Below are 23,801 nucleotides of genomic sequence, written 5' to 3'. Positions count from 1 at the left end.
AAAGGCGCGCCTGCAGCCGTTGTGACGGCAGTCGGCGCGCGTTCAGACGATGCCGCGATCTCAGACGGTCGTGCCGGGCGTCTCGTCCTCGCCCTCCACGTCGGCTTCGGAATCGGACTCGGTCTGCAGTTTGGTCAGGTCCAGCTTCTTGAGCTGCTGCTTGAGGATCTTGCCAGACTTGAACTTAACCACGGCCCGCTGCGGGATGACCACCTCCGCCTCCGGCTTGTTCGGATTGCGGCCGATGCGCTGTTTGCGGACCTGAACCTCGAGCACGCCGAAATTGCGGAGCTCGACATTCCGACCGTTCGCAAGCGCCTTTTGGATAATGTCCAACGTCTGTTGCACCGTATCCACGATCTGCTTCTGCGGGAAGCCCGACTTCCGATAGATCTCCAAGACGATCTCACGCTTTGTTAGGTTCGACATGGGGGTTCCTTGTTGATGACGTTTTTCTGAAGCAGCTAAAGTATTTGCGGACTTCGAATTGCGTCAACCCCTTAAGACCGATTTGCATCCGGCTCCCACTCGCACGAGAACCTCCGCCCATGCCAGATCCCGTTGCCGTCAACTCCATGTTTGGGCGCATTGCGCAGCGCTACGACGTCGCCAACCGGCTGCTCAGCGGAGGGATCGATATCTGGTGGCGCCGCCGGCTCGTCGCGGCCGTGCGTCGGACACATCCGGGTGACGTGTTGGACCTTGCGACAGGGAGTGGCGACGTGGCATTCGCCCTCAGCCGGGGATTGGGCAATTCCACTCGTATTCTGGGCATGGATTTCTGCCAGCCGATGCTCGATCAGGCCGAGATCAAGAAGGTCGCGGCCGGCCCGGAGCGTTACGCGAACGTGACATTCCGTCCGGGCGACGGGCTCGCCCTACCGCTGCCCGACGCGTGCACCGACGCGGTGACGATCGCGTTCGGACTGCGCAACTTGGCGGACCGCAACAAGGGCCTCCACGAAATGCGCCGCGTGCTGCGTCCCGGCGGTCATCTTTTCGTGCTCGAATTTTCTCAGCCGTACCCCTGGTTCCGGCCGTTTTATGCGTTCTACCTGCGCCGGATCCTGCCGACGATCGCGGGGATCGTCACCGGTGATCGGGCCGCGTATGTCTACCTCAACGACACGATCACGCAGTTTCCCGACCGCCCCGCCTTGGCCGCGGAGATCACGGCCGCCGGGTTCCCCACGGTGACCGCCCGCGCAATGACCTTCGGCATTGTCGCGCTGCACATCGCGCGCCGCTGACGCAAATCGACATCAACGCCGGGGTCAGTTGAACGACTTGCCGCAGCCGCAGGTGCTCTGGGCGCGCGGATTCCGCACCTCGAACCCCTTGCCGTGCAGGCCATCGTCGAAGTCGATGGTCGCGCCGTCGAGCCGTTCCAAGCTGGCGCCATCAACCACAATGAGCACGCCCTCGCTCTCAAATTCGGCATCGCCGGGTTTCGCGTCATCAAACGTCATGCCGTACTGAAAACCGGAGCAGCCCCCGTTCTCCACCAGCACGCGCAGGCGTTTGCCGCCCTGCCCCGCCTGCATGGCACGGACCTGCTGCGCCGCTCTGGAGGTGAGGTTGATCATGCGCGGCGGACCGTAGGTCGGAGACCTGTTCTGTCAAACGCACAGCAGATTTCACGCCGGTCACGATTTGTGCTCTTGCCTGTTCCTGCTCGCGGACGTTTCCTAGGTCCCCGGTGGCGTCGATCAAACACATCTTCAGCGAGCTACACTACGAGATGACGCGCAAGGTGGCCGAGGGCGGCATGGGCGTCGTCTACGAGGCACAGCAGCTTGGAGCTGGAAATTTCCGCAAGGTCGTAGCGGTCAAATTGATACGGGAAGAGTATTCGGCGGTGGAGGAGTTTCAGAAGAATTTTATCGGCGAGGCTCGGCTGGTCGCCGACCTGATCCACACCAACATCGTTCAGACCTACCATCTGGGGCAGGTCGGCGGACAATATTTCATGGTCATGGAATTTGTGCGGGGCGTGAACCTCGAGCAGTTCCTTGACCGGCATCGCCACCTCGATCGCCCCATCCCGATCGACCTGGCGGCCTTCATCGTCTCCCGGGTCGCCCGCGGCCTCACCTACGCCCACACCAAGTGCGACCGCGACGGGCGCCACCTCAACATCGTGCATCGCGACATCGGGCCGAAGAACATCATGATCGCCTATGAGGGCGACGTGAAGCTGACCGACTTCGGCATCGCGAAGGCCCTCGACCTCATGTACAACGAGGAGGGCAAGGTGATCGCGGGCAAGGACGAGTACCTCTCCCCCGAACAGGCCAGCTACGCCGTCACTGACTCCCGCGCCGACCTGTTCGGCCTCGGCATCGTGCTCACCGAGTTGCTGCTGGGCCGGAACATCTTCCGGTCTGCCGACCGCGTGCAGTCGCGGCGCAACATCCTGATGATGCCGATCCCCCGGTTCGCGTCGCTCCGCCCCGAGATCGACGCCCGGCTCGAGGCCATCATCCAGCGCGCGCTGCAGCGCGACCGCGACAAGCGCTACCAGACCGCCTTCGAACTCCTCACCGACCTCGAACTCTACCTCTACAGCGACCGCTACGGCCCCACCAACGAGAAGCTCGGCGTCTATCTCAAGGATCTCTACGGGGTACGCGACCCCGTGGTGCCTTCGCCATCGCGGGCCCTCGCCTAGGATGAAACGCGGAACACAGTCATCACGATGAGCGGGCCCGGATTCAGCCACGAACTTCGCCAGCGCCAGACGCAGTCCCTGGTACTCGCCCCCCAGCTGCGGCAATCGCTCAAGATTCTGCAGGTGGCGGCGCTCGACCTGCGTTCGGTCATCCAGGAGGAGCTCCAGAGCAATCCAACCCTCGAGGAGCTGCCCATGGAGGGAGTGAGCCTCGACAAGCAGACCGACGACCACCAGGACGCCGAGGGCGAGAGCCCCGCCGAGTCCCACGACAGCGGGGCCGACCTGAGCGCCGCGCCAACCTCGGACCACGAGAGCGATCACGACGGCAAGCGCGACGAACTCGATTTTTCGAAGGACAAGGAGTTCGAGATCCTCGGCAAACTCGACGAGGACTGGCGCGACCACATGGCCAACGTCGGGGGCGCCCAGCCGTACACCGCCGAGGATGCGGAACGCCGCCAGCACTTCTTCGACTCCCTCGTCAGCGAAACCTCCCTGCAGGAGCACCTGATGCAGCAGGCCCAGACGGCCGACATGTCAGCCCCCGCCCTGCAGGCCATGCATCACCTCGTCGGCTCGCTCGATGACCGCGGGTTTCTCACACAGACGCCCTCCGACGTCGCCCTCCAGTCCGGGCTGCCGCTCGAAGCCGTGCAGGAGGCGCTGAAGATCCTCAAGACCTTTGACCCGGCCGGCATCGGCGCGAAAGACCTTCCCGACTGCCTGCTCGCGCAGCTGGTCGCGAACGGCCGCGGCACGTCGCTGGCGGCGCGGATGATCCGTGATCATTTCGACCTTCTCACCCGGCGCCGCATTCCCGAGCTGGCGCGCAAGCTCAGCGCGGACGCCGACGAGGTGCAGTCCGCCATCGAGGAGATCGGGAAGCTCGACCCCGCGCCGGGGCGCCGGTTTGCCGAGGATTCCAACCGCGTCGTCGTGCCGGACGTCACCGTCGAAAAGGACGGCGACGAATGGAAGATCTCGCTGAACAGCGACTACATCCCGCGGCTCCGGATTTCGGGCACGTACCGGGAGATGATCGCCAAGGGCACGCTGACGAAACAGGAACGCGATTACCTCCGCGAGCGGATGCGCTCGGGCAAGTTCCTCATCGACTCCATCGAGCAGCGGCAGCGCACCATCGAGCGGATCACCCGCGAGATCGTGAACGCGCAGCATGATTTTTTCGAAAACGGCGTCGCCCACCTGAAGCCGCTCACGATGACGCAGATCGCGGATGTCGTCGGCGTGCATGAGACCACGGTGAGCCGCGCGATCGCCAACAAGTACGTCCGCACCCCGCACGGCGTCTTTGATTTCAAATACTTCTTCACGCCAGGCTACCAGGCACAGAGTGGCGCCGCCGTCTCCAACACGAGCGTGAAGGAGATGATCAACGACCTGATCTCGCTCGAGGACAAATCCGCCCCGCTCAGCGACCAGGAACTTGTCGCCAAGCTCCAGGACAAGGGCATCACCATCGCCCGCCGCACCGTCGCGAAATATCGCGAGGAGCTGGGCATCCTGCCCAGCAACCTGCGCCGCGACTACAAGTAGCGGTCGCGACAGGACCGCATCACGCGAGCGGCGCGCTCGGCTCCACGCGCAGCCCCATCCCGGCGTCGCGCTCCACGCCTGTCGTGTCGGCCCACGCCGCGAACGCGATCATCCCGGCATTGTCGCCCGTGTGCTTGGGTTGCGCAGCGGCAAAGCGCACGCGCGCGCGCTGCGCCTCGCGCTCGAGCGCCGCCCGCAGGGTGCGGTTGTTGGCCACGCCGCCGGAGAGTCCCAGGCTGCGGAAACGGCCTTCACCCTGCCGCAGCGCCGCGTGCACCTTGCGCACCAGCGCATCGACCACCGCCTGCTGGTAGCTCGCGCACAGGTCGGATATTCGCGCCTGCACCTCCTCGGCCGGCATCTTCTCGATGCGATAGCGCAGGCTCGTCTTCAGCCCGGAGAAACTAAAATCGAGTTCGTCGCGCCGGCCGATGCCCCGCGGAAAGTCGAAGGCGTCCGGCTTGCCCGTCGCCGCCAGCCGCTCGACCCGCGGCCCCCCAGGATACCCGAGCCCCAGCAGCTTCGCGCCTTTGTCGAGCGCCTCTCCCGCGGCATCATCCCGCGTCGAGGAAAGCACGGTGATGCGCCGGTCCTCGGCCAGCGTGAAGAGGAGCGTATTGCCGCCCGACACAATGAGCCCGAGGTGCGGCAGCCACTGCCCCAGCTCCGTCGCAAACGTCGCCGGCGTCGCCGCGTGCAGCGCGATAAAGGGCGACCACGCGTGGCCGCGCAGGTGGTTGACTCCGACCACGGGCACCCGCAGCGCCAGCCCGAGGGCCTTCGCCGCCGCAGTGCCGATGGCCAGGCAGGCCGCCAGCCCCGGGCCGTGGGTGACCGCGATCTGCCGCACGCCATCGAGCCCGCACTCCGCCTTCACGCGCTCCAGCAGCGGCGCAAAGGTCCGCAGGTGCTCGCGCGTGGCCAGGTCCGGCACGACGCCGCCATGCTTCTCGTGCAGCGCGATCTGGCTGTGGACCCACTCGCCCGCCAACCCGCGCGCCGGGTCGAACAACGCGAGCGCGCTTTCATCACAGGAACTCTCGAGGGCCAGGATCATGGTAAGCGTCGGGCGGCAAGGGTCCGAGCCGGCCGCGCCTCGAGGAGCCGGTGCGCCTTCAGCACCGCCAGCGCCGTGTCGAGTTGCCGGTCGGCAATCGGCTCGAAGCCAAACCGCGCCTTGAATTCCTGTGGATCGGTGATGTCCGGGCGCGAGCGCTGGCGCGCGAGTTTGTTGTCCTCCTCCGGCGTCATGACGACCTCCACGTGCGGGGCGATCCCGCGCTCGTGAATACTGACCCCGGCGGGGGTGAAGTAGCGGCCTGTCGTGAGCCGCAGGCCTTCCCCGTTCTCGAGTTTGAAGATCGACTGCACCGAGCCTTTGCCGAAAGAGCGCTCGCCGATGACGACGGCGCGCCCGGTGTCCTTCAGCGCGCCCGTCACGACCTCGGCCGCGCTGGCACTGCCCGCGTTGATGAGCACGACCACCGGCACGTCGACGGGGTCTCCGTCCAGTTCGGCCCGATACTCCTCATGGTCGCTCCGCTTGCGGCCCTTGGTGGAGACGATGAGCTCGCCCCGCTTGAAGAACGGCTCCGCCACTTCCACCGCCGCATCGAGCAACCCTCCCGGATTATTTCGCAAGTCGAGGATGAGGCTGGTCGCGCCCTCCCGCAGCAGCCGGTCGAGCGCCTGGTCGAACTGCTCGGCCGTGTGCTCCGAAAATTCGGTGAGCTGGATGTAGCCTACGCCGTCGCCGATGATCTTCACGTCACGCACGCTCTCGATGCGAATGACCTCCCGCACCAGCGTGTAGCTCAGCGTCTCGCGCGTGCCCGGCCGAAACAGCCCCACCGTTACCCGGGTCTTTGGCTGCCCGCGCAACCGGCTGACCACGCTGTCCATCGAGGCATTCGTCTCCACCGACTTGCCGTCGATGGTGACGATTTCATCCCCGCGCTGGATGCCGGCGCGCTCACCGGGCGTGCCCGCCAGGGGCGCGATGACCACGACGCGATTCTGCCGGGTTTCCACCTGCAGCCCGACGCCGCCAAACTCGCCCGTGAGATCCTCCTCGAACTCGAGATTGTCCTTCTCCTCGAGAAACTCGGAGTGCGGATCGAGCGACTCAACGAGGCCGTGAATCGCGTTGCGCGCCAGCGAGTCGTACGCCACGGCCTTCTCGTCCACATAGTTCTCCTGCACCAGCCGCATTACCTCCCGCACGTAGGTGCTCGACCGCGACAAGTCGCGCGACGGAAACAGGCCCCACGCCGTCGCCAGCCGCAGCCCCGCCAACGCGAGAGCCACGCCAAGCAGCATGCCGGCGCCAAGCACGAGAATCCGTTTGAACATCCGGCCCACTGTGGGCATCCGGTTCGCTTTGTAAATCGGTTCGTCGCCACGGCTCCGCGCCCACGCCGGCGTCCCGCTCCACTCACCGTTCATGCCTCCGAGTTCCGATGCCTTCCTGGCCGCGTTTGCCGAACGCGCCGACGCCAACCTCGCGATGCGGTTCGATGCGTTTGTGGACCTCGCCCTCTACCACCCCAAGCTCGGCTACTACGCCCAGTCGCGGCCCCGCGTGGGCTACGGGCCGGGGACTGATTTCTTCACCGCCAGCACCAGCGGCCCCGTGTTTGGCGAACTCGTCACCGCCGCCGTGGTACAACTGCTGGGGAGTCTCGACGTCGCTGAACACGCCTTCGTCGAGATTGGAGCCGAGACGCCCGGCGGCGTTCTTACCGACGTGGCGCACCCGTTCCGCGCGGTGCGCACCATTCCTCTCGGCGGCACGCTCGAGATCTCCGGCCCGTGCGTTGTGTTTTCCAACGAGCTGTTCGATGCGCAACCCTTCCGGCGTTTTCGTTTCCGCGAGGGCCAGTGGCACGAACTGGGAGTCGGTCTGCACGCGGGGGGCCTGCAGGAAATCGATCTCGGCCCGGCCGATCCCGACGCCTGCGGCACGCCGCTGCTGACCGCGTTGGTGAACGGCTACACGATCGACGCACCCGTGGCGGCGGCGCAGCTGGCCGGCATTATCGCGCGGCAGCCTTGGACCGGCCTCTTTGTCGCGTTCGACTACGGCAAGAGCTGGCGGGAGCTGACGGAGGCGACGCCTGCAGGTACCGCCCGGGCGTACGTCCGCCACACGCAAAGCAACGACCTCCTCGCCCAACCCGGCCAGCAGGACCTCACCTGTCATGTCTGCTGGGATTGGCTCAGCAGTACTTTGGAACACAACGGCTTCAGCAAGCCGCAGCTCGAGTCCCAAGAGGCGTTCTTCATCCGCCACGCCGAGAAGTACCTGGCGGCGGCGATCGCCGCCGATGCCGCCCATTTTACCCGCCGGAAGCAGTCCCTGCTTCAGCTCTTGCACGGGACCCACCTCGGGCAGAAGTTCCAGGTCCTCCATGCCCTGCGTTCTGCACGCGGCGCCTGAGTCTTGAGCGCCTGTCGCGTAGCCCGCAACGCGTGCGGCAACTTTCCCCTTGCTTCACCTTTCGCCCACCCTTTACTGACGACCCTTTAACTAACTCGAACGTACCATGGCCAGAATTTGTGCAGTCACCGGTCGCCGTCCCGTCAAGGGCTCGATCATCAATCGCAAGGGTCAGTCGAAGAAGAGCGGCGGCATCGGCACGCACGTGACGAGCATCACGAAGCGGAAGTTCCGGCCGAATCTTCAGAAGATCCGCGTGAAGACCGCAAATGGCGGTACCAAGCGCGTTTGGGTGTCGGTCAAGGCCATCAAGGCCGGGCTCGTCGAGAAGGCCTGATCGGTCCACCTCTTCGGACTAAACTTTCGCCCGCGGTCACTCCGGCCGCGGGCTTTTTTGCGCCCTTCCGGCGCGGTATCGCATCAACGGCGGCTAAGGCACACCCCGGACGCACCCATCACGCCAGGAGCGCCGGGGCGGCGGCTAAACCGCGCAAGCAAGCGTCGCTGCCCCATCCTTGGGCGCCAATCAGACCGTCGCCGGTCCCGCCACCGGCGTACGCAGTTCTTGGACACGGGGGCCCATCGCGCCGAGCGGGCGTGAGGCGCCGGCCGGCGCTGCCCACTAGAGCGCCTTGAAGACGGACGCGGCGTTCTGGCCGCCAAACCCGAGATTGTTGCAGAGGACCGCACGTACGCGTGCGGGCCGAGCCGCGTTGGCCACGTAGTCCAAATCACACTCGGGATCCTGATCGTGCAGATTGATCGTCGGCGCGAGCATCTGCGTCTCGATCGTCTTCGCGCAAATGACCGACTCGATGCCGCCGGCCGCGCCGAGCAGGTGCCCCGTCATCGACTTGGTGGAACTGACCGCGAGCTTCCGCGCATGCTCGCCGAACACCCGCTTGATCGCGAGCGTCTCGAACTTGTCGTTGTACGGCGTGGAGGTGCCGTGCGCGTTGATGTAATCGATATCCGCGGGTGTGACGCCGGCGCTCGCCAGCGCTCGGGTCATGGCCAGGGAAAGTCCTTTGCCGTCGGGGTCGGGCTGCGTGATGTGAAACGCGTCACATGTGGCCGCATACCCGGCCAGTTCGCAGTAGATGCGCGCACCGCGGGCCTGCGCGTGCTCGAGTGACTCGAGAATCAGGACGCCGGCGCCCTCGCCCATCACGAAGCCGTCGCGGCCCTTGTCGAACGGGCGGCACGCTGTGGCGGGGTCGTCGTTGCGCGTGCTCATCGCCTTCATCGAGCAGAAACTCGCATAGGCAAACGGCGTGATCGTCGCTTCGCTGCCACCGGCAATCATCACGTCAGCGTCGCCGCGGCGGATCGCGTGGGCGGCTTCGCCGATCGCGTGCGTCCCAGTGGCACAGGCGGACACCATGCCAAAGTTTGGACCGCGCGCACCGTACTCGATCGCCACGAGGCCCGAGCACATGTTGCCGATCAGCGCCGGGATCGTGAACGGCGACACCTTGCGGGGGCCGCGGTCCCAAAGGGTCCGCAACTGCGTCTCGTACGTGTGCATCCCACCGATGCCGGAGCCGATGATCACGCCGACGCGGTCACCGTCCTCTTTCGCCATCTCGAGGGCGGAGTCGTGCACCGCCTGCTTGGCCGCGACGAAACCGAAATGCGTGTAGCGGTCGTTCCGCCGCACCTCCTTCGGATCCATGTGCTGGGCGGCGTCCCAGTCCCGGACCTCCGCGCCCACTTGCGTGGCAAAGTCGGTCGGATCGAAGGCCGTCACCCGGCCGACGCCACCGCGGCCGGCGAGCAGGCTCGCCCAGAACGAGTTCACGTCGTGCCCGATGGCGGTGATCGCCCCGAGGCCAGTGACAACCACCCGGCGGGAATTCGAACGATTTTCCATAGCGAGAAGAGCCGCGGATTTGAGAAAACAAAAAGGCGTTCTGCCAGCCATTTCCGTGCGGAAAAGCGGCAGAACGCCGAAAGGTAAATCAGGCCTGGGATTAGGACTGGCCGGCCTTCGACTTAATGTAGTCGATCACCTGGCCAACCGTCTGGAGCTTCTCGGCATCGGACTCAGGGATCTCACCCTTGATCTCGTCCTTGAACTCTTCCTCGAAGGCCATGATCAGCTCGACGGTGTCGAGTGAATCGGCGCCGAGATCATCCAGAAATGACGCCTGCGGCGTGATCTGCTCCTCGTTCACGTTGAGCTGATTCACGATGATCTCTTTGACGCGTTGTTCGATGGTTTTTTGGTCAGCCATTGGCAGAAATGTGACGGGGAAAAATCTTTACGGACACTTCACATCGCCATGCCGCCGTCAACGGTAAAAACTTGTCCCGTTATGTAACTCGCTTCCTCTGAACAGAGGTACGCAGTCATCGACGCAATTTCGGACACTTCGCCGAAGCGTTTGAGCGGCACGGTCTCCAGAATCTTGGCGGAGATCTCAGGGTTGTTCACGAACTCGGTCGTCATGTCCGTTTTGATGAACCCGGGTGCCACCACGTTGACGGTGATGTTGCGGCTGGCGAACTCGCGGGCGAGCGCCTTGCTGAGGCCGATCACCCCCGCCTTCGCCGCGGAGTAGTTCGCCTGGCCAGCGTTGCCCATGATGCCGCTGACCGAGGCCATGTTGACAATGCGCCCCCACCGCGCGCGCGTCATCGGGCGTGCCAGGTGCTTCGTCCAGTAGAAGCAGCTCGAAAGATTGGTGGAGATCACGTCGTTCCAGTCCGCATCGCTCATGCGGAACAGCAGACCGTCCCGCGTGATGCCAGCGTTGTTCACCAGGATGTCGATCACCGGGAACTCCTTCAGGAGTTCCGCGCACGCCTTCTCGACCGCCGCGCCATCGGCCACGTCCACCGCCATCGCCTTGGCCTTGCCGCCGGCCGCATTGATCGCCGCCGCCGTCGCACCGCAGGAGTCCGCCGACTTCGAGACGCAGATAACCGTCACACCCTGACGGGCGAGCGTCTCAGCGATAGCCTTGCCAATACCCCGGCCGGCGCCGGTCACGAGGGCAGTGCGATTCTTGAAGGTGAGCATAGTGGAGGGATTAGGGGGTCAGGGAGTGAGGCAAGGCGCAGCTCAGGGCAAGGCTAAGCTCCACCCCTGGCGCCGCGCCTCAGGGGGCGTCGGACGCCTAGTACACGTCGCGCTGGTAGCGCTTATCCTTCTTCATCTGGCGGACGTACTCCGTCGCCTCCTCCACAGTCCTGCCGCCCTGCTCCGCCACGATGTCGTGCAACGTGGTGTCGACATCGCGCGCCATGCGCTTGGCGTCACCGCAAACGTACACACAGGCCCCGGCGTCGATCCAGCGCCACAACTCGGCCGCCTGCGCGCGCATCCGATCCTGCACATACACCTTCACCGGCTGGTCCCGCGAAAAGGCCGTGTCAAAACGTGTCAATTGCCCGCGCGCCTGAAACTCCGCCCATTCTTCCTCGTACAGGAAATCGGTGGCGCGTTTCTGGTCGCCAAAGAACAGCCAGTTGCGCCCGGTGGCCCCCAACGCGGCGCGGTCCTGCAGGAAGGCCCGAAACGGCGCGATGCCCGTGCCCGGTCCAATCATGATGCAGTCGCGCGTCGGGTCCTCCGGCGGACCGAAGTGTGAGTGCGAAACAAATACAGGCACCACCGGCGCTCCCACCGGCACCCGCTCGGCAAGGAACGTCGAACACACCCCCACCCGCTCGCGGTGGTTCGACTCGTACCGCACCACCGCGATGGTCAGGTGGATTTCCGTCGGGTGTACGCGCGGCGATGACGCGATCGAGTAGAGCCGCGGCATCAGCCGCCGGAGGTGGTCGACGAACTCCTGCGGGGCGAGGCGCGCACTTGGAAACTCCGCCAGGAGGTCCACAAACTCACGCTGCTCCAGATACCCTGCCAGCAGGTCCTTCGCCTCGGGCGCCAGCATTCCCTCCAGTTTGGCCTTCTCCACCGGCTCGGTGGCCCGCGCCGCCAGCACCTCCACGATCTTGCGCGTGGGTTTCGCCAGCGCCAACCGGCCCTCCAGCGCCTCCCGCAGCGGCATCGGAGCGGCGAGCTTCAGCGCCGCCGGCGAGACCGGCTCGCCCCCCGTCGCACCCAGCAACCGCAGTATCTCGGCGACTTCCTGCGGGCGATTGCGGGGAAAGACGCCCAGCGAATCGCCCGTGTTGTAGTGCAACCCACTGCCACTTAGATCGATCACGAAGTGACGCGTCTCCTTTGCCGATCCCGGCCGGCTCAGCAGGCGATTCTCGGTCACCCGGGCGGGAAACGGGAAATCTTTCGTGTAGGGCTCCGCCGCATTGGATCCGGTCATGATTCTTGGCACGCGCAACAAGTGCGGCTTCCGGAGTGTCGCAAGCCGCGTTTCCCTATTATGCCGCGACTGCACCAGCCCACTCGACGTTCTCCGCTTCCGCGTTGAATTCAGCCTTTCAGTTCCCCCCTCTTTCCCCCTTTACTCTCTTCACGAATGGCCACCGCTGAACCGATCCGCCTGCAAAAATACCTCGCTGACGCGGGCATCTGTTCCCGTCGCTCGGCCGAGGCCCTGATTGCGCAAGGCGAGGTCTGGGTCAATGGCGAGGCCGCCACCCTGGGGCAGAAGATCACCCCAGGCATCGACAAGGTCACCGTTTCCGGCAAACCGGTCCGCAGCGCCGCTCAGCCCAAGATCACCGTCGCCGTGCACAAACCGCGCGGCCTCGTCTGCTCCAACGACGACCCCCACCACGCCGCCACCGTTTTCGAACTCCTCCCCCGTGAGTTCGCCCGCTACCGCTTCTTCTGCGCCGGCCGACTCGACCTCGACAGCGAGGGGCTCGTCATCCTCACCACCGACGGTGACCTCGCCCACCGCCTGATGCACCCGTCCAACACCGTGGTGAAGCGCTATCAGGTCACCTTGGTGAAGCCGTTCCCCGCCAGTCGCCTGCTGCAACTCGTCCGCGGCCTCGTCATCGAAGGGGAACGACTCCAGGTCGAACGCGCTGCCCTCATCAACGCCGGGGTTAGCGAAGCCGCCGCCGACCTCGATGTGCACATGCACCACGGAAAGAAGCGCGAGATCCGCCAGCTGTTCCTCGCGATGGGTTACGAGGTCAAACGCCTCCGCCGCTATCAGATCGGCGCCCTCCAGCTGAAGGGAATCCCGTTGCGCGCCGGCAAGGTCCTTTCTACCAAGGAAATCGATTCTCTCTTCCGTAATCCTTCGACGCCCCGGGCACCTTTTGAAGCCCGCGCGCGCTCGATCCCGACCGCTCCCGTTAACGATGAAGACTAACCTCCTCGCCTCCCTGGCCTTCGGCACGATCCTCGCGACCGCGATCTCGGCCGCCCCGCTCAACCAGACCACGGCGGTGCACACGAAGCCGGATACCTCCTCCCCGGCCATCTCCTATCTCAAGGCCGGCACCGAGCCGACGGCCGCCAAGGACGAACTATCCACGCCCGCCGGCTGGATGGCCGTCGAACTTCCCGGCCCCTTCGAGGTGTACGTGGAAAACCGCCAGCTGACCAAGAGCCTCAACGTCAAGGACGGCACCCCGCTGCGCCTCTCCCCCAAGGCCGATGGCACGGTCCTCGCCGTCGCCGAGCGCGGTGACAAGACCACGATCACCGGCCTGCGCGGCCGCTGGACCCAGCTGAACCTCCAGAAGTCCATCATCGGGTACATTCAGGTCGCGCCCGCGACCGCTCCCGTCGCGACTTCGATCGCCGCCATGCCCGTCCCCGCCAGCGACCCCGGCGCGCTCCCTGCCCCGGCGCCGGCTGCCGCTGCGGCTCCGTCCGTCGGCGCCCCCGTCGGCCAGCCCGCTCCCGTTGCCGAGAGTGCCGACGCGGCCAGCCTCATCCCGCGCCAGTTTGCCGGCAAATTCGTTTCCACCCGCAGCGTGCTGCGTCCGCGTCGCCCGTACGACTGGGCGCTCGACGACAATGACGGCCGCCGTTTCGCGTACCTCGACGTTTCAAAGCTCCTGCAGACCGAGCAGATCGACAAATACGCCGACCACTTCGTCGTCGTCTTCGGCGGCGCCAAGCCCACCGCCGACGGCAAGTCGATCGTCATCCTCGTCGAGTCTCTCCAGCTCCTCCAACGCTGAGCCCTCCGACCTTCTCCAGACATGACGCTGATCGACGGCAACCAAATCGCCACCACCATCATTGCCGAGTTGAAGGCGGAAGCCACCGCCATCACCGGCCGCAAGCCGTGCATCGCGCTGGTGCGCGTGGGCGAGGATCCCGCCTCGGTCTCGTATGTGAAGAAGAAGGAGAAGACGGCCGAGGAGATCGGCATCACCAGCCGCGTCATCCTCCCGCCCGTCACGATCACGCAGGCCGACCTCGGCCAGCTCATCGATCAGCTCAACGCCGACGCCACCGTCGACGGCATTCTCGTCCAGTCCCCCATGCCCCGCCAGATCGACGAGCTCGCGATCTTCCGGCGGATCGATCCGGGCAAGGACGTCGACGGTCTGGGGACCATGAACCTCGGCAAGGTCGCGCAGGACGATGACACCGGCTTCGTCTCCTGCACTCCCGCCGGCATCATGGAACTGCTCGCCCGCAGTCGCGTGGACCTCAAGGGCAAGCACGTCGTGGTGGTCGGCCGCAGCCTGCTCGTCGGCAAACCCGTCGCCCTGCTCGCGCTTCAGAAACGCGCCGGCGCCAATGGCACCGTCACCGTGTGCCACTCCGCGACCGCCAACCTGCCCGAGATCACCCGCCAGGCCGACGTGCTCATCGCCGCCATCGGTCGCCCCGAGTTCGTCAAGGCCGACATGGTCAAGTCCGGTGCGGTCGTCATCGACGTCGGCATCAACCGCGTCGCCGACGCGTCCAAGAAATCCGGTTACCGCCTGGTCGGTGACGTGGACTTCGCCGGCGTCTCCCCGCGTTGCGCCCAGATCACGCCCGTCCCCGGCGGCGTCGGCCCCATGACCGTGGCCATGCTCATGCGCAACACGGTCAAGGCCTACCGGCAGCGCGCCGGCGCCTGAGGCGGCATCGCCCGGGCCGGGACGCGTCGCGATCCCGCACCGCCGCGAGGCCCCCGCCTGCCTGTCGATTGGGTCCCAAGGGCCAAATTCTCGCGCCGGCCCATTTTCCTCGCCCCCGGGCGCTTGCACCCACCCGGGGAACTGGTTTTTCTCCGCCCCATGCCCGCACCCGCGATCTTGGTCGTTGATGACCAGCCCATCAACGTCCAGCTGCTGAAACGTAAACTCGAACGTGAAGGCATCCGCGTCCTCGCTGCGTACAATGGCAAGGAGGCGCTTGACCTCGTGCAAAGCGAGCGGCCGGACCTGATCCTCCTCGACGTCATGATGCCCGACATGGATGGCATCGAAGTCTGCCAGCGCCTGCAGGCCAAAGAGGCCACCCGCGGCATCCCCGTCATCTTCATCACCGCGCGCACCGGCAAGGAGAGCAAACTCGAGGGCCTCGGGGTCGGCGCCGTGGACTACATCACCAAGCCCATCGACCTCGACGAGACCCTCGCCCGCGTGCAAACGCAGCTGCGTTTCGTCGCCATCAACCGCCAGATGGTCGATCTTCAGCGACGCCTCGAGGAGGCGCGCCGCGCCGCCACGATTGGCGCCGTTACCCAGGGCATCGCACACAATCTCAACAACCTGCTCGGCGTCGTGATCGGTTATCTCGACCTGGTGAAGGCGTACTACGACAAGCCCGACCAGGTGCGAAAGAACGCCCAGCACGTCGAGGACGCCGTCCAGCGAATCGTCGCCATCATCAAGCAGCTCAGCACGCTCGTGGTGCGCTCCCGCCCGCCGCTGACCAAGGCCGGTCTCGAGGGCCTGCTCTCCGGCGGCATCGCCCGGTTCCACGACGACAACAAGTTCGCGGCGCCCGTCACGATCGACAACGCGCTCGGCGATATCGGAGTGGAGACCAACTTCGAGGTGTTCGAACAGGTTCTCGCCAAGGTCCTGATGAACGCCTGGGAGTCCTACCACAACCGGCCCGAGGACCCGCGCCCCATCGCGATCCAGACCCACATCATCGAGAAACCCGAGGAGGGGCGCTTCATCGAGGTACGGGTCATCGACCATGGCCACGGCATCGATCCTGAGATCCGCGACAAGATGTTCGAGCCCTTCGTCAGCTCCAAGAACACCGTCGGCGTCGGGATGGGCCTCACCGTCGCGCGCCACGCGCTGCGCAACCTCGGCGGCGAAGTCACCATGGCCGACACTCCGGGCGGCGGCGCCACCGCCATTCTCGTGCACCCGCTCGACCGCAAGGCGCGCAAGAACATCCAGTCCTGAGCCGGGCGTCCCTTTCCATGCCTAAAATCGCGTTTCTGGGTGCCGGCAACATGGCATCCGCCTTCGTTGACGGCCTCCTGGGCCGGAGAGCCGCCCAAGCGGCCGAGCTGATGTGCTACGGCGGCGCCGACGCCACCGCCGCCACCCTTGCCGGTCGCACCGGCATCGGCCACGCCACTTCCATCGAACAGCTGCTCGAGGGCGCCGACACCGTCGTCGTCGCCTTCAAGCCGCAGCATCTGGCCTCCGCCGATCCGCGCCTCGCCCAGCTCACCGCCGGCAAGCTCGTCATTTCCATTCTCGCCGGCAAGAAGCTCGCCACGCTGGCCCACACCTTCCCCGCCGCCCGCCACCTTGTCCGGGTCATGCCCAACACGCCGGGCCAGATCGGCGCCGGCATGTCCGCCTGGTGCTCGCACCAGCCGCTCCCCGCGAGCGATCGCGCCATGGTCGAAAAGATCCTCGGGGCCCTCGGCAAGTTCGTCGCCGTCGAGGAAACGCAGATGGACGCCATCACCGCCGTCAGCGGCAGCGGCCCCGCCTACGTTTTCGAGTTCGCCGCCGCGCTCCGCGACGCCGCCGTCGCCGCCGGGCTGGCGCCGGACGTCGCCCACACGCTGGCGATCCAGACGGTCCTCGGCTCCGCCCAATTGCTCGCGCAGAAAAGCATCGAGCCGGAGATCCTCCGTAACCAGGTTACCTCGCCCAACGGCACCACCTACGCCGGCCTCCAGCGGATGGCGGCCCGCGACTTCCGCGGCATGATGCGCGAGACCGTCGCTGCCGCCAAGGCCCGCTCCGAGGAGCTCTCTCGCGAGTAGCCTTTCCGCGGCGCGCCGCCGACCTCGCGGTCGGCTTCCGCCATATCTGCACGGTTGTGGGCCCCGTTCTCCCGCCAGCCCTACCTGCTCCCGACATTTCGGGATGGTAGAACCGGCGCGAACCGCTGAAATCGTGGATGCGATGAGTCTCCTCAATGGTCGTATCCTAGTCACCGGCGGCGCCGGCTTCATTGGCAGCGCGCTCGTCTGGGCGCTCAACCAACGCGGGCACTCCGATATCGTCATCACCGATATCCTCGGCTCCGACGAACGCTGGCGAAATCTGGTGCCGCTCCGCTATGCCGACTACCTGGAGGCTGACGCCTTCCGCCGGCGCCTGAGCGAGAAGCCCGCCTCCCTCGGCCGCTTCTCTGCCGTTTTTCACCTCGGCGCGTGCTCGGCAACGACGGAGAAGAACGCGAGCTACCTCGCCGACAACAATTACGCGTTCACCAAGGAACTCGCGCTCTGGTCGCTCGCACAGGATGCCCGCTTGGTCTACGCCTCCTCCGCCGCCACCTATGGCGACGGCGCCCAGGGCATGGACGACCACGACGAGAAGCTCCACCGCCTGCGTCCGCTCAACATGTACGGGTACTCGAAGCACCTCTTCGACCTGACCGCCCAGCGCGAGGGCTGGCTGAAACGGATCGTCGGCGTGAAGTACTTCAACGTTTTCGGCCCCAATGAGGACCACAAGGGCGACATGCGTTCCCTCGTGAACAAGGCCTACCAGCAGATTCAGGCGACCGGCCGCGTGCAGCTCTTCAAGAGCCACAAGCCGGAGTACCGCGACGGCGAGCAGATGCGCGATTTTCTCTACGTGAAGGACGCGATCGAGATGACGCTGCACTTCGCCGAATCGCCGCAGGGCATCGCCGCCCACGGGCTTTTCAACCTCGGCAGCGGGGAGGCCAACACCTGGCTCACACTCACCCGCGCCATATTCTCCGCCCTCGGCCGCGAGCCCCAGATCGACTTCATTGACATGCCCGAGGTCCTGCGCGGCAAGTACCAGTACTACACCCGCGCCGACATCTCCAAGCTGCGCGGCACCGGCTACACGCGGCCGATGACGGCTCTTGCTCCATCCGTTGCCGACTACGTTCAGAACTACCTCGTGCCGGGCAAACGCCTCGGCGACTGACGGCCCGGCATCCCCATCCATCCGCGTCCCCGAACAGCACAAAGGCGCGCCTCGCGGCGCGCCTTTGTCGTTAATGAAAACTGGTCAGCCAGCTCACTGAATCTTCATCAGCTCGTCAGCCGTCCACGCCTTGCGGTCGCCTTCCTTGGTGCGGATCTCGGCGACCTTCGCCGCCGTGACCGGCGCCGCGTTGTCACCCCACTTGTGCCGGATGTACGAGACAACGGCGGCCACCTTCTCGTCCGACCAGTTGTACCCGCTGCCGGCAACCTTGCCGAACGCCGGCATGGCAGAGTTGTAGTTGCCGCCGGCCACGGTGATCGGGCCCTGCAGACCATACAGCACGATGCGGACGGTGCGCTCCTCGGTTCCCTTCACCCACTCCGAGCCGACGAGCGGCGGAATCGCGCCCGGCACGCCGGTACCGGTGGCCTGATGGCAGGTGTTGCAGGCGGCGTTGTTGAAGAGCTTCTCGCCAAGGACGACGGGGTCGACCGGCCCGGTCGCCTTCTTCACGGCGCCGAACTCCTTCACGTTCTCGTCGTAGATGCGGGCATCGAACTTGCCGGAATAGCGGCCAAGATACGTCGCCCCGAAGAAGATGAACCCGGCAAAGAGGAAGAGCATGCCGAGCGGCATCAGCCGGTACTGCCCCTTCTCATCGGGCTGCTTGCCGACCAGCTTTTGATGCTGGGCCAGCACGTTTTCGTCCGTGACGGCGGCGTCGTCGAGACGGGGGTCCTGGTTCGAAGGCGTGCTCATTTCTGCGGAGACTTCGATTTTTCGTCGGGCGCAGCGGCAGGCACGGCCTGCTCGGGACGCTTCCCCGGCGGATTGGCTTTCTCGGGATCGGGCGGCGGCTGCGTGCTGGCTCCAGCGACCGGAGCGGCAGTCGGCGCGTGTGCGGCGGCCGGCTGGGCCGGGGCCGCGGTGGGCGCGGCGGCATTCGGCGATTCCGGTGCCGCGGGCGCCGCCTCCGGATAAACGTAGGTCTGTTTCAGTTCCGAGAGATAGGCGACCAGTGCCTCGGCGCGCCGCGTGGGCACAACCTGATATCCCGGACGCGGCGCCGCGCGACCCGCAAGGTCGAGGGCGCGGACGGAGCGCTGCCCCACAATGCGCTGCTGGTCGAAGAGGAAGCCGTACGCCGGATGCGTTGCCGAACCCGTATAGAGCAGTTTCATCAGGTCCGCCGCGACCGGCGCGCCGTTCGGCTGACCCGCGAGGTTCGCCAGGTCCGGGCCATAGCGCAGCGAGCCCAGTTGCGGGCGCGCCTGAAAGATGTAGTCGCGGGCGACGCTCTGCCGCTCACCCCAACCACGCGCCTGGTCGGAGCCGAAGGTCGGACGCCGCACCTGCTGCGTATGGCACGAGGCGCAGCCGAGATCGGTGTAAACCAACTCGCCTTGGGCGGCCAAACCGGACGGTGCGACGGGGAAGGCGCTCTCCTCCGTCTGGTCGTAGTAAGGCGTCTGTGAGCCCAGCTGGGCATGCGCACCGAGCACCAGGCCGATCCAGGAAACCGTGACGGCGGCAAAGACGCCGATGAAGAAGAGTGGTCCGTTTTTCATGTCGCAGACGCCTCCGAGGAACGCGGGATCGGGTTCAAGGCCGTGACGTCGGCCACCACGCTGGCGCTGATGGTCTGGAGGAAGTTGACGAGCAGGAGTACGTTCGCGCAGAGGAGCACGAAGTTCGCTCCCGTCACCATCAGCAGCGAAAGCCGCGAGCGCGCCAGGATGTCGGCGAATGTCATTTTGGCATCGAGCAGATCAACGCCCTGGCTCCAGCCCGCCGCCCCGAGCGTGAGGATGAGGACGATCAGGCCGACGCTCACCAGCACGCGATGCCCCACCGTCAGCCCGCTTGAGGCCCAGGCGTGGCCCGTCAGCCGGGGCACCATGAAGTAGATGGCGCCGAAGAATAGCATCGAGACCGCACCGTACTGCGCGAGCTGGTCGAGCGCGACCGACGCGAACGTGAACTGCGTTTCGAGCGCGACGCTGCGGAAGGCCGTAAGCGCGTCGAATGCGCCGGCGAGCAGGTACGCCATGAGACCAAAGCGAACAAAGCCGGCGACCGTCCCCTTCGTGCCCCAGATGCCGCGGAGGTTCAGTCCGACAATGAGGTAATGCACGAGGAGGACCACGGCGGCCACGATTGACGTCGTGACGATCCAAGCCGGCACCGGTCCGCCGATCAGCTTCCGGCCGCCCGTCCAGGCACCGATCACGATCAGCGTCCAGAAGCCGAGCCGAGCCGCATCGTACTGCGGCAGCACGCGCCCGCTGACCTTGGCCACCACGTAGTAAGCGCCCGCCAGCGCCAGCGGGGTCAGCCACAGCGTCCAGACGCCCTGCGCGTACCAGCCGGCGCCGACCGCCTGGGCGACCCCGCGCAGCGGCGACCAGAGGAGCACGAGTTGCGCGACCGACGAAAGCCACGGAAACAGAAAGAGCGCGGTGATCGCATACCATTGCGCGGCGAAAGTGGCGTTCTGCTTCCGCCCCATCCAGGCGACGACACCCGAGAGGGCGATTGCGCCATAGGCCACGACCATGAACGGCTGCACGTACCGCGGCAGTTGGAAGAGCGAGAACGAGGTGAGATCGCCCACCGCAATGCCCAGCAGGCCCGCCGAAAGGCCGAGATTCCAGGCGACCCCGCCGAAGAACACCCAGTTCAGCGCGCGCATCGGATTGCCGCCCAAGCGGGACAGCACCCAGATCGCGATGGCGAGGCCCGCGTTGGCGGCCCAGCCGTAGATGAAGGCGCTCTCGCGCAAGGCCTCCACCCGTCCGTGCGTCAGGAAGGCGTAGTCGGCCAGGAAGCGGGGCGAATGCAGCTGGATCGAGGCGATCAGCGCCAGCACCCCGCTGAGCACCAGCCAGAGGATGCCGGAGCCAAGCAGCAGCAGCAGCGGCGTGCGGGCCGCCTGGTCCAGCGGAGTCACATCGCCCGCCGCCACCGGGGCCGGAGCCTCGGTTGCGGTCGTGGTCGGGGCGTAGGTCATGGGCAAATACGTTGAGGATTCGACAGGGTCGCGGGGCTTATTTCCGAGGGCCGTACTTCTCGACCGTCAGTTCCATCGCGCGCTGGATGGGGAGCTGCACCACCTTCGCCTGCTGGTCGATCCAGGCATAGGTGTTCTCCTTGCGCGCGTGGGCCGCCCGCAGGGCGAGCATCTCGTCGCGACGCGACTGGGCGGTGGCGCGCCAGGCCAGCTCTGGCGGCAGATTCTCGGCCGACGCGTTCTGCGGCGCCAGCGTGGTCGGCGCGTAATAGTACCGCGCGACCAGGAACGCCGCCGCGAAGAGCACGCCGACGAAAACGATCACGAGCAGCGAGACCGGACGGGCCGCAGGCTTGGGCGCCGCGGAGGGGCTGGAAACGGAGGTGTCACTCATGATGCGTGAGGCTTTCGTTGATCCGCGGGTCGCGGATCGGAATCAGTTTCGCCGTCGGGAAGCTGCGCAGGTAGGCCCAGAAGCAGATGCCACCGACCCCGATCGCGGAGGTGACCGCCCACAGGAGCGGCGCGGAGAAGAACGGCACCGGATCTCCGTGCGCGTCGCGCATGGCCGGGAGCACGTTGTAGCAAAGGTCGATGAAGATCACTCCGAGAATCCAGAGGGCGATCGCGCGGATGATCGGCTGCGTGACCTTGAAGCGGTACGACAGCAGGGCGAGGAACGGCAGCAGGAAGTGGCCGAACACCAGCACCAGACCGACATACCACCACTGGTTGGTCGTCCCGTCCTGGTTCAGCTCGCGCACGTTGTACCAAAAGGTTTCCTCGGGCACGTTGGCGTTCCAGATCAGGAAGTACTGCGAGAAGGTTACGTACGCCCAGAACACGGTGAACGCCAGCATCAGCTGGCCGATGCTGTGGAGGTGATTGGTGTTGAGGATCCCCCTGTAATCGCCGCGCCGATACAGCCAGACCATCATGATCACGCCGAAGCAGAGCGCGCCCCGCGCGCAGTTCGCGAAGAACCACACGCCGTACATCGTGGAGAACCAGTGATACTCGAGGCTCTTGACCCAGAAAATCGCCGCCAGGGTCAGCGTCACCGCCCCGATCGGAATGCCAAACGCCGCCGTCACGCGGTTCTGGCGGGTCCACCCGGCCGAGCCGTCGGCGTCCTGGGTAAAGGACGCCTTCCGCAGGCGCGCCGAAAGCCACATCCACGCCGCGAAGAAGACCACATAGCCGCCGACGAACATCGGCACGTTCAGGAGCGCGGACTTCTTCAGGTACAGCGGATCATGGCCGACCGTGTGCCCGCCGTGCAGCTCGTGCGCGGCATTCATCCAGGGCCAGATCAGGTCCGACTGGTAGAAGAGACTGGCCAGTACCAGCGGTAAGAACAGCAGCGCGAGCCACTTGAAGGCGGCGAGCGCGTGCTCGAACTGGCGGCGGATGACCACCGACCAGGACGCGTCGAAGATGTGATGGATCATCACCAGCATCAGCATGCCGATCGCGATGGCGGTCCAGAAGGTCACGCCCACGAGCCACGAGAGGGCGACGACGGCGGGGCCCGAACCGGGGACGAACAGCCCGACCGCGGTAAGGGCGATGCCACCGAGGCCGACCGCGAGCGCGGTCCCGGCCGCGGGGGCGGCCGACGGAGCGGCGGGAATTGCCGTGGAGGCAGTAGCGGCGTGGGAGCTCATTTGATTCCGAGGTTCCGTTTGGCCGTGGCGTCGACGACGTCGGACGGCGCACCGTGTTGGGCGCGCTGGAGCGCGCGGACGTAGGCCACGACCGCCCAGCGTTCATCCGGCGCAAGTTTGTCCCCGTAGGGGAACATCACCTTGCTGGCCGAACCGTTGGTGATCGTGTCGAAAATCTGCCCCTCGGGCATGGCCCGCAGGCGATCGGTGTGATAGTTGCCGTTGGTCCCGAGCGTACCCATGCCATACCGCGACAGGATGCCGTCACCCGCTCCAGTCTCGCCGTGGCAGGGCGCGCAGAACGTCGCGTACTTGGTCCGCCCGCGCTCGAGCAGCGGCATGTCCACGGTGAGTCCGGAGGGGAAACCGGCAACGAACTGCCCGTTGGCGTCCTTGCCGCGGTAAAAGTGATCATCCTCATCCAAGCGTCCGCGCATCACAGTGTGCGGCGGCGGCAGGCGGTCGGCGCGGCCATCGGCGAAGAAAGCGCTGGCGGACTGCGGCCGCAGCTTCGGCTGGTACTTCATGCCGGGGAACAGCCACTCGGGGAAGACGTCCGCCGGCGGCTTGGTGAACGTGGTGCCGCGGAACCCGAGGATCGAGACCAGCAGCACGACGCCGAGGAAAGTGACGAGGTAAACGTTACGCATCGGAGTTATCCGGGGAGGGGCGCGAGCTCAGGCCTCGAGTTCCTTGATTTCCTTGCCGCCCGCCTTCTCGAGGAGGGCGCGGGTGTTCGTGAGGTTGAAGCGCGGGTCGCGCGCCTCGATCACGATGAAGAAGGTGTCGTCCATGCCCCGCCCGATCTTCTCGTACTTGAGCACCGGGTGATAGTGCATCGGCAGGCCGTTGAGGACGAACATGCCGATGATCGTCGCGAAGGCGGTGAACAGGATGGTCAGCTCATAGCTGACCGGAAACGCGAATAGCGGGCTGAAGAAGGGCTTGCCGCCCACGACGAGACGGTTGGCGTACGCGTCGGCGAACCAGATCAGCGACATGCCCGTGCAGAAGCCGGTGATGCCGCCGATGAGCGACAGCCGCGGCACGATCGAGCGACGCAGGCCCATGGCCTTGTCGAGCCCGTGCACCGGAAACGGAGTGATGCAGTCCCAATGCCGATACCCGGCATCGCGGACCTTCTCCGCCGCGTGATAGAGGTCCGCGGGGCGGTCAAATGTGGCGATCAGGCCGTAGGGAGAGTCAGCCATGGTAGGA

At 65.9% G+C, this 23,801-nt stretch carries 25 protein-coding genes and 1 pseudogene; 11 read left to right on the top strand and 15 right to left on the bottom strand.

Translation table 11 applies throughout. The features are described 5' to 3' along the window. Positions 1–60: 60 nt before the first annotated feature. Positions 61–447: pseudogene (locus tag DB354_RS15080) on the bottom strand (HU family DNA-binding protein); the annotation flags it as partial. A gap of 101 nt (positions 448–548) precedes the next feature. Here DB354_RS15080 and ubiE point away from each other — a divergent pair. Continuing rightward, positions 549–1,250, top strand: a complete 702-nt coding sequence (gene ubiE / locus DB354_RS15075) for a bifunctional demethylmenaquinone methyltransferase/2-methoxy-6-polyprenyl-1,4-benzoquinol methylase UbiE (RefSeq protein WP_107836457.1) — start codon at positions 549–551, stop codon at positions 1,248–1,250. A 24-nt stretch (positions 1,251–1,274) separates the two neighbouring features. Here the strand turns inward: ubiE and DB354_RS15070 are convergent, their stop codons facing one another. Beyond that, complete coding sequence (locus DB354_RS15070) at positions 1,275–1,586, bottom strand: iron-sulfur cluster assembly accessory protein (protein ID WP_107836456.1); 312 nt, start codon at positions 1,584–1,586, stop codon at positions 1,275–1,277. Positions 1,587–1,699: 113 nt separating this feature from the next. On the opposite strand from DB354_RS15070, the gene DB354_RS15065 reads away from it, so the two are divergent. Together DB354_RS15065 and rpoN are read left to right on the top strand one after the other, a co-directional pair. After that, positions 1,700–2,671, top strand: a complete 972-nt coding sequence (locus DB354_RS15065; protein ID WP_107836455.1) for a serine/threonine-protein kinase — start codon at positions 1,700–1,702, stop codon at positions 2,669–2,671. 27 nt (positions 2,672–2,698) lie between these two features. Further along, entirely contained in the window at positions 2,699–4,231 is a 1,533-nt protein-coding gene (gene rpoN / locus DB354_RS15060; protein ID WP_107836454.1) for an RNA polymerase factor sigma-54, read from the top strand. 19 nt (positions 4,232–4,250) lie between these two features. Here the strand turns inward: rpoN and tsaD are convergent, their stop codons facing one another. Further along, positions 4,251–5,288, bottom strand: a complete 1,038-nt coding sequence (tsaD, locus tag DB354_RS15055; protein WP_107836453.1) for a tRNA (adenosine(37)-N6)-threonylcarbamoyltransferase complex transferase subunit TsaD — start codon at positions 5,286–5,288, stop codon at positions 4,251–4,253. Beyond that, positions 5,285–6,583, bottom strand: a complete 1,299-nt coding sequence (locus DB354_RS15050) for a S41 family peptidase (protein WP_107836452.1) — start codon at positions 6,581–6,583, stop codon at positions 5,285–5,287. The genes tsaD and DB354_RS15050 overlap by 4 nt, the downstream gene beginning before the upstream one ends. Positions 6,584–6,674: 91 nt before the next feature. Between DB354_RS15050 and DB354_RS15045 the strand changes: the two genes are divergently transcribed. Together DB354_RS15045 and rpmB are read left to right on the top strand one after the other, a co-directional pair. After that, positions 6,675–7,670: an SAM-dependent methyltransferase gene (locus tag DB354_RS15045; protein WP_107836451.1), complete on the top strand. Its 996-nt coding sequence runs from the start codon at positions 6,675–6,677 to the stop codon at positions 7,668–7,670. A 106-nt stretch (positions 7,671–7,776) separates the two neighbouring features. Further along, complete coding sequence (gene rpmB, locus DB354_RS15040; protein ID WP_107836450.1) at positions 7,777–8,007, top strand: 50S ribosomal protein L28; 231 nt, start codon at positions 7,777–7,779, stop codon at positions 8,005–8,007. 285 nt (positions 8,008–8,292) lie between these two features. Here rpmB and fabF read toward each other — a convergent pair whose 3' ends face one another. From fabF to DB354_RS15020, 4 genes are all read right to left on the bottom strand, one after another. Then, positions 8,293–9,543, bottom strand: coding sequence for a beta-ketoacyl-ACP synthase II (gene fabF / locus DB354_RS15035; RefSeq protein ID WP_107836449.1), 1,251 nt, complete (start codon positions 9,541–9,543; stop codon positions 8,293–8,295). 100 nt (positions 9,544–9,643) lie between these two features. Next, positions 9,644–9,907 (bottom strand): acyl carrier protein, encoded by a 264-nt coding sequence (acpP, locus tag DB354_RS15030; protein WP_107836448.1) that lies wholly within the window; start codon positions 9,905–9,907, stop codon positions 9,644–9,646. Positions 9,908–9,945: 38 nt separating this feature from the next. After that, the gene (gene fabG, locus DB354_RS15025) at positions 9,946–10,695 is read right to left on the bottom strand and encodes a 3-oxoacyl-[acyl-carrier-protein] reductase (RefSeq protein WP_107836447.1); all 750 of its coding nucleotides are present in this window, start codon (positions 10,693–10,695) and stop codon (positions 9,946–9,948) included. A gap of 97 nt (positions 10,696–10,792) precedes the next feature. Continuing rightward, positions 10,793–11,962 carry a sulfite reductase subunit alpha gene (locus DB354_RS15020; RefSeq protein ID WP_107836446.1) on the bottom strand — a complete coding sequence of 390 codons (1,170 nt, stop codon included), beginning with the start codon at positions 11,960–11,962 and terminating at the stop codon, positions 10,793–10,795. Positions 11,963–12,118: 156 nt separating this feature from the next. Between DB354_RS15020 and DB354_RS15015 the strand changes: the two genes are divergently transcribed. The 6 genes from DB354_RS15015 to rfaD all read left to right on the top strand — a co-directional run bounded on the left by DB354_RS15015 (position 12,119) and on the right by rfaD (position 17,903). Further along, complete coding sequence (locus tag DB354_RS15015; RefSeq protein WP_107836445.1) at positions 12,119–12,928, top strand: pseudouridine synthase; 810 nt, start codon at positions 12,119–12,121, stop codon at positions 12,926–12,928. Then, a complete protein-coding gene (locus DB354_RS15010; protein WP_107836444.1) occupies positions 12,918–13,748 on the top strand; it encodes a hypothetical protein in 831 nt (276 codons plus the stop codon). Before DB354_RS15015 ends, DB354_RS15010 begins: the two co-directional genes overlap by 11 nt. A 21-nt stretch (positions 13,749–13,769) precedes the next feature. Then, a complete protein-coding gene (gene folD / locus DB354_RS15005; RefSeq protein ID WP_107836443.1) occupies positions 13,770–14,645 on the top strand; it encodes a bifunctional methylenetetrahydrofolate dehydrogenase/methenyltetrahydrofolate cyclohydrolase FolD in 876 nt (291 codons plus the stop codon). 159 nt (positions 14,646–14,804) lie between these two features. Next, positions 14,805–15,935, top strand: a complete 1,131-nt coding sequence (locus DB354_RS15000; protein WP_107836442.1) for a response regulator — start codon at positions 14,805–14,807, stop codon at positions 15,933–15,935. Positions 15,936–15,952: 17 nt separating this feature from the next. Then, positions 15,953–16,756 carry a pyrroline-5-carboxylate reductase gene (proC, locus tag DB354_RS14995; RefSeq protein ID WP_107836441.1) on the top strand — a complete coding sequence of 268 codons (804 nt, stop codon included), beginning with the start codon at positions 15,953–15,955 and terminating at the stop codon, positions 16,754–16,756. Positions 16,757–16,898: 142 nt separating this feature from the next. Beyond that, on the top strand, positions 16,899–17,903 hold the full coding sequence (gene rfaD / locus DB354_RS14990; RefSeq protein WP_107836575.1) for an ADP-glyceromanno-heptose 6-epimerase: 1,005 nt from the start codon (positions 16,899–16,901) through the stop codon (positions 17,901–17,903). A gap of 93 nt (positions 17,904–17,996) precedes the next feature. Here the strand turns inward: rfaD and DB354_RS14985 are convergent, their stop codons facing one another. Genes DB354_RS14985 through DB354_RS14955 form a run of 7 tightly spaced genes read right to left on the bottom strand, consistent with a single transcriptional unit; the run spans position 17,997 to position 23,794 of the window. Then, positions 17,997–18,665, bottom strand: coding sequence for a cytochrome c (locus DB354_RS14985; RefSeq protein WP_107836440.1), 669 nt, complete (start codon positions 18,663–18,665; stop codon positions 17,997–17,999). After that, complete coding sequence (locus DB354_RS14980; RefSeq protein ID WP_107836439.1) at positions 18,662–19,474, bottom strand: cbb3-type cytochrome c oxidase subunit II; 813 nt, start codon at positions 19,472–19,474, stop codon at positions 18,662–18,664. Before DB354_RS14980 ends, DB354_RS14985 begins: the two co-directional genes overlap by 4 nt. Further along, positions 19,471–20,916, bottom strand: coding sequence for a cbb3-type cytochrome c oxidase subunit I (locus DB354_RS14975; protein WP_107836438.1), 1,446 nt, complete (start codon positions 20,914–20,916; stop codon positions 19,471–19,473). Before DB354_RS14975 ends, DB354_RS14980 begins: the two co-directional genes overlap by 4 nt. A gap of 37 nt (positions 20,917–20,953) precedes the next feature. Then, positions 20,954–21,310, bottom strand: coding sequence for a hypothetical protein (locus DB354_RS14970; RefSeq protein ID WP_107836437.1), 357 nt, complete (start codon positions 21,308–21,310; stop codon positions 20,954–20,956). Beyond that, positions 21,303–22,583, bottom strand: coding sequence for a hypothetical protein (locus DB354_RS14965; RefSeq protein ID WP_107836436.1), 1,281 nt, complete (start codon positions 22,581–22,583; stop codon positions 21,303–21,305). The genes DB354_RS14970 and DB354_RS14965 overlap by 8 nt, the downstream gene beginning before the upstream one ends. Then, entirely contained in the window at positions 22,580–23,233 is a 654-nt protein-coding gene (locus DB354_RS14960; RefSeq protein ID WP_107836435.1) for a c-type cytochrome, read from the bottom strand. Before DB354_RS14960 ends, DB354_RS14965 begins: the two co-directional genes overlap by 4 nt. Positions 23,234–23,260: 27 nt before the next feature. Continuing rightward, positions 23,261–23,794, bottom strand: a complete 534-nt coding sequence (locus DB354_RS14955) for a DUF3341 domain-containing protein (RefSeq protein ID WP_107836434.1) — start codon at positions 23,792–23,794, stop codon at positions 23,261–23,263. Between the last annotated feature and the right edge of the window lie 7 nt (positions 23,795–23,801).

The organism is Opitutus sp. ER46, from assembly GCF_003054705.1.
GTDB lineage: Bacteria > Verrucomicrobiota > Verrucomicrobiia > Opitutales > Opitutaceae > ER46.
The sequence above is the reverse complement of the archived record's forward strand: the minus strand, read 5'-3'. Positions and strand labels throughout refer to the sequence as shown.

Coding starts and splice junctions, on each gene's coding strand:
- ubiE (WP_107836457.1), top strand. CDS start 549: ATGCCAGATCCCGTTGCCGTCAACTCCATGTTTGGGCGCATTGCGCAG.
- DB354_RS15070 (WP_107836456.1), bottom strand. CDS start 1,586: ATGATCAACCTCACCTCCAGAGCGGCGCAGCAGGTCCGTGCCATGCAG.
- rpoN (WP_107836454.1), top strand. CDS start 2,699: ATGAGCGGGCCCGGATTCAGCCACGAACTTCGCCAGCGCCAGACGCAG.
- tsaD (WP_107836453.1), bottom strand. CDS start 5,288: ATGATCCTGGCCCTCGAGAGTTCCTGTGATGAAAGCGCGCTCGCGTTG.
- DB354_RS15050 (WP_107836452.1), bottom strand. CDS start 6,583: ATGTTCAAACGGATTCTCGTGCTTGGCGCCGGCATGCTGCTTGGCGTG.
- DB354_RS15045 (WP_107836451.1), top strand. CDS start 6,675: ATGCCTCCGAGTTCCGATGCCTTCCTGGCCGCGTTTGCCGAACGCGCC.
- rpmB (WP_107836450.1), top strand. CDS start 7,777: ATGGCCAGAATTTGTGCAGTCACCGGTCGCCGTCCCGTCAAGGGCTCG.
- fabF (WP_107836449.1), bottom strand. CDS start 9,543: ATGGAAAATCGTTCGAATTCCCGCCGGGTGGTTGTCACTGGCCTCGGG.
- acpP (WP_107836448.1), bottom strand. CDS start 9,907: ATGGCTGACCAAAAAACCATCGAACAACGCGTCAAAGAGATCATCGTG.
- fabG (WP_107836447.1), bottom strand. CDS start 10,695: ATGCTCACCTTCAAGAATCGCACTGCCCTCGTGACCGGCGCCGGCCGG.
- DB354_RS15020 (WP_107836446.1), bottom strand. CDS start 11,962: ATGACCGGATCCAATGCGGCGGAGCCCTACACGAAAGATTTCCCGTTT.
- DB354_RS15015 (WP_107836445.1), top strand. CDS start 12,119: ATGGCCACCGCTGAACCGATCCGCCTGCAAAAATACCTCGCTGACGCG.
- DB354_RS15010 (WP_107836444.1), top strand. CDS start 12,918: ATGAAGACTAACCTCCTCGCCTCCCTGGCCTTCGGCACGATCCTCGCG.
- folD (WP_107836443.1), top strand. CDS start 13,770: ATGACGCTGATCGACGGCAACCAAATCGCCACCACCATCATTGCCGAG.
- DB354_RS15000 (WP_107836442.1), top strand. CDS start 14,805: ATGCCCGCACCCGCGATCTTGGTCGTTGATGACCAGCCCATCAACGTC.
- proC (WP_107836441.1), top strand. CDS start 15,953: ATGCCTAAAATCGCGTTTCTGGGTGCCGGCAACATGGCATCCGCCTTC.
- rfaD (WP_107836575.1), top strand. CDS start 16,899: ATGAGTCTCCTCAATGGTCGTATCCTAGTCACCGGCGGCGCCGGCTTC.
- DB354_RS14985 (WP_107836440.1), bottom strand. CDS start 18,665: ATGAGCACGCCTTCGAACCAGGACCCCCGTCTCGACGACGCCGCCGTC.
- DB354_RS14980 (WP_107836439.1), bottom strand. CDS start 19,474: ATGAAAAACGGACCACTCTTCTTCATCGGCGTCTTTGCCGCCGTCACG.
- DB354_RS14975 (WP_107836438.1), bottom strand. CDS start 20,916: ATGACCTACGCCCCGACCACGACCGCAACCGAGGCTCCGGCCCCGGTG.
- DB354_RS14970 (WP_107836437.1), bottom strand. CDS start 21,310: ATGAGTGACACCTCCGTTTCCAGCCCCTCCGCGGCGCCCAAGCCTGCG.
- DB354_RS14965 (WP_107836436.1), bottom strand. CDS start 22,583: ATGAGCTCCCACGCCGCTACTGCCTCCACGGCAATTCCCGCCGCTCCG.
- DB354_RS14960 (WP_107836435.1), bottom strand. CDS start 23,233: ATGCGTAACGTTTACCTCGTCACTTTCCTCGGCGTCGTGCTGCTGGTC.
- DB354_RS14955 (WP_107836434.1), bottom strand. CDS start 23,794: ATGGCTGACTCTCCCTACGGCCTGATCGCCACATTTGACCGCCCCGCG.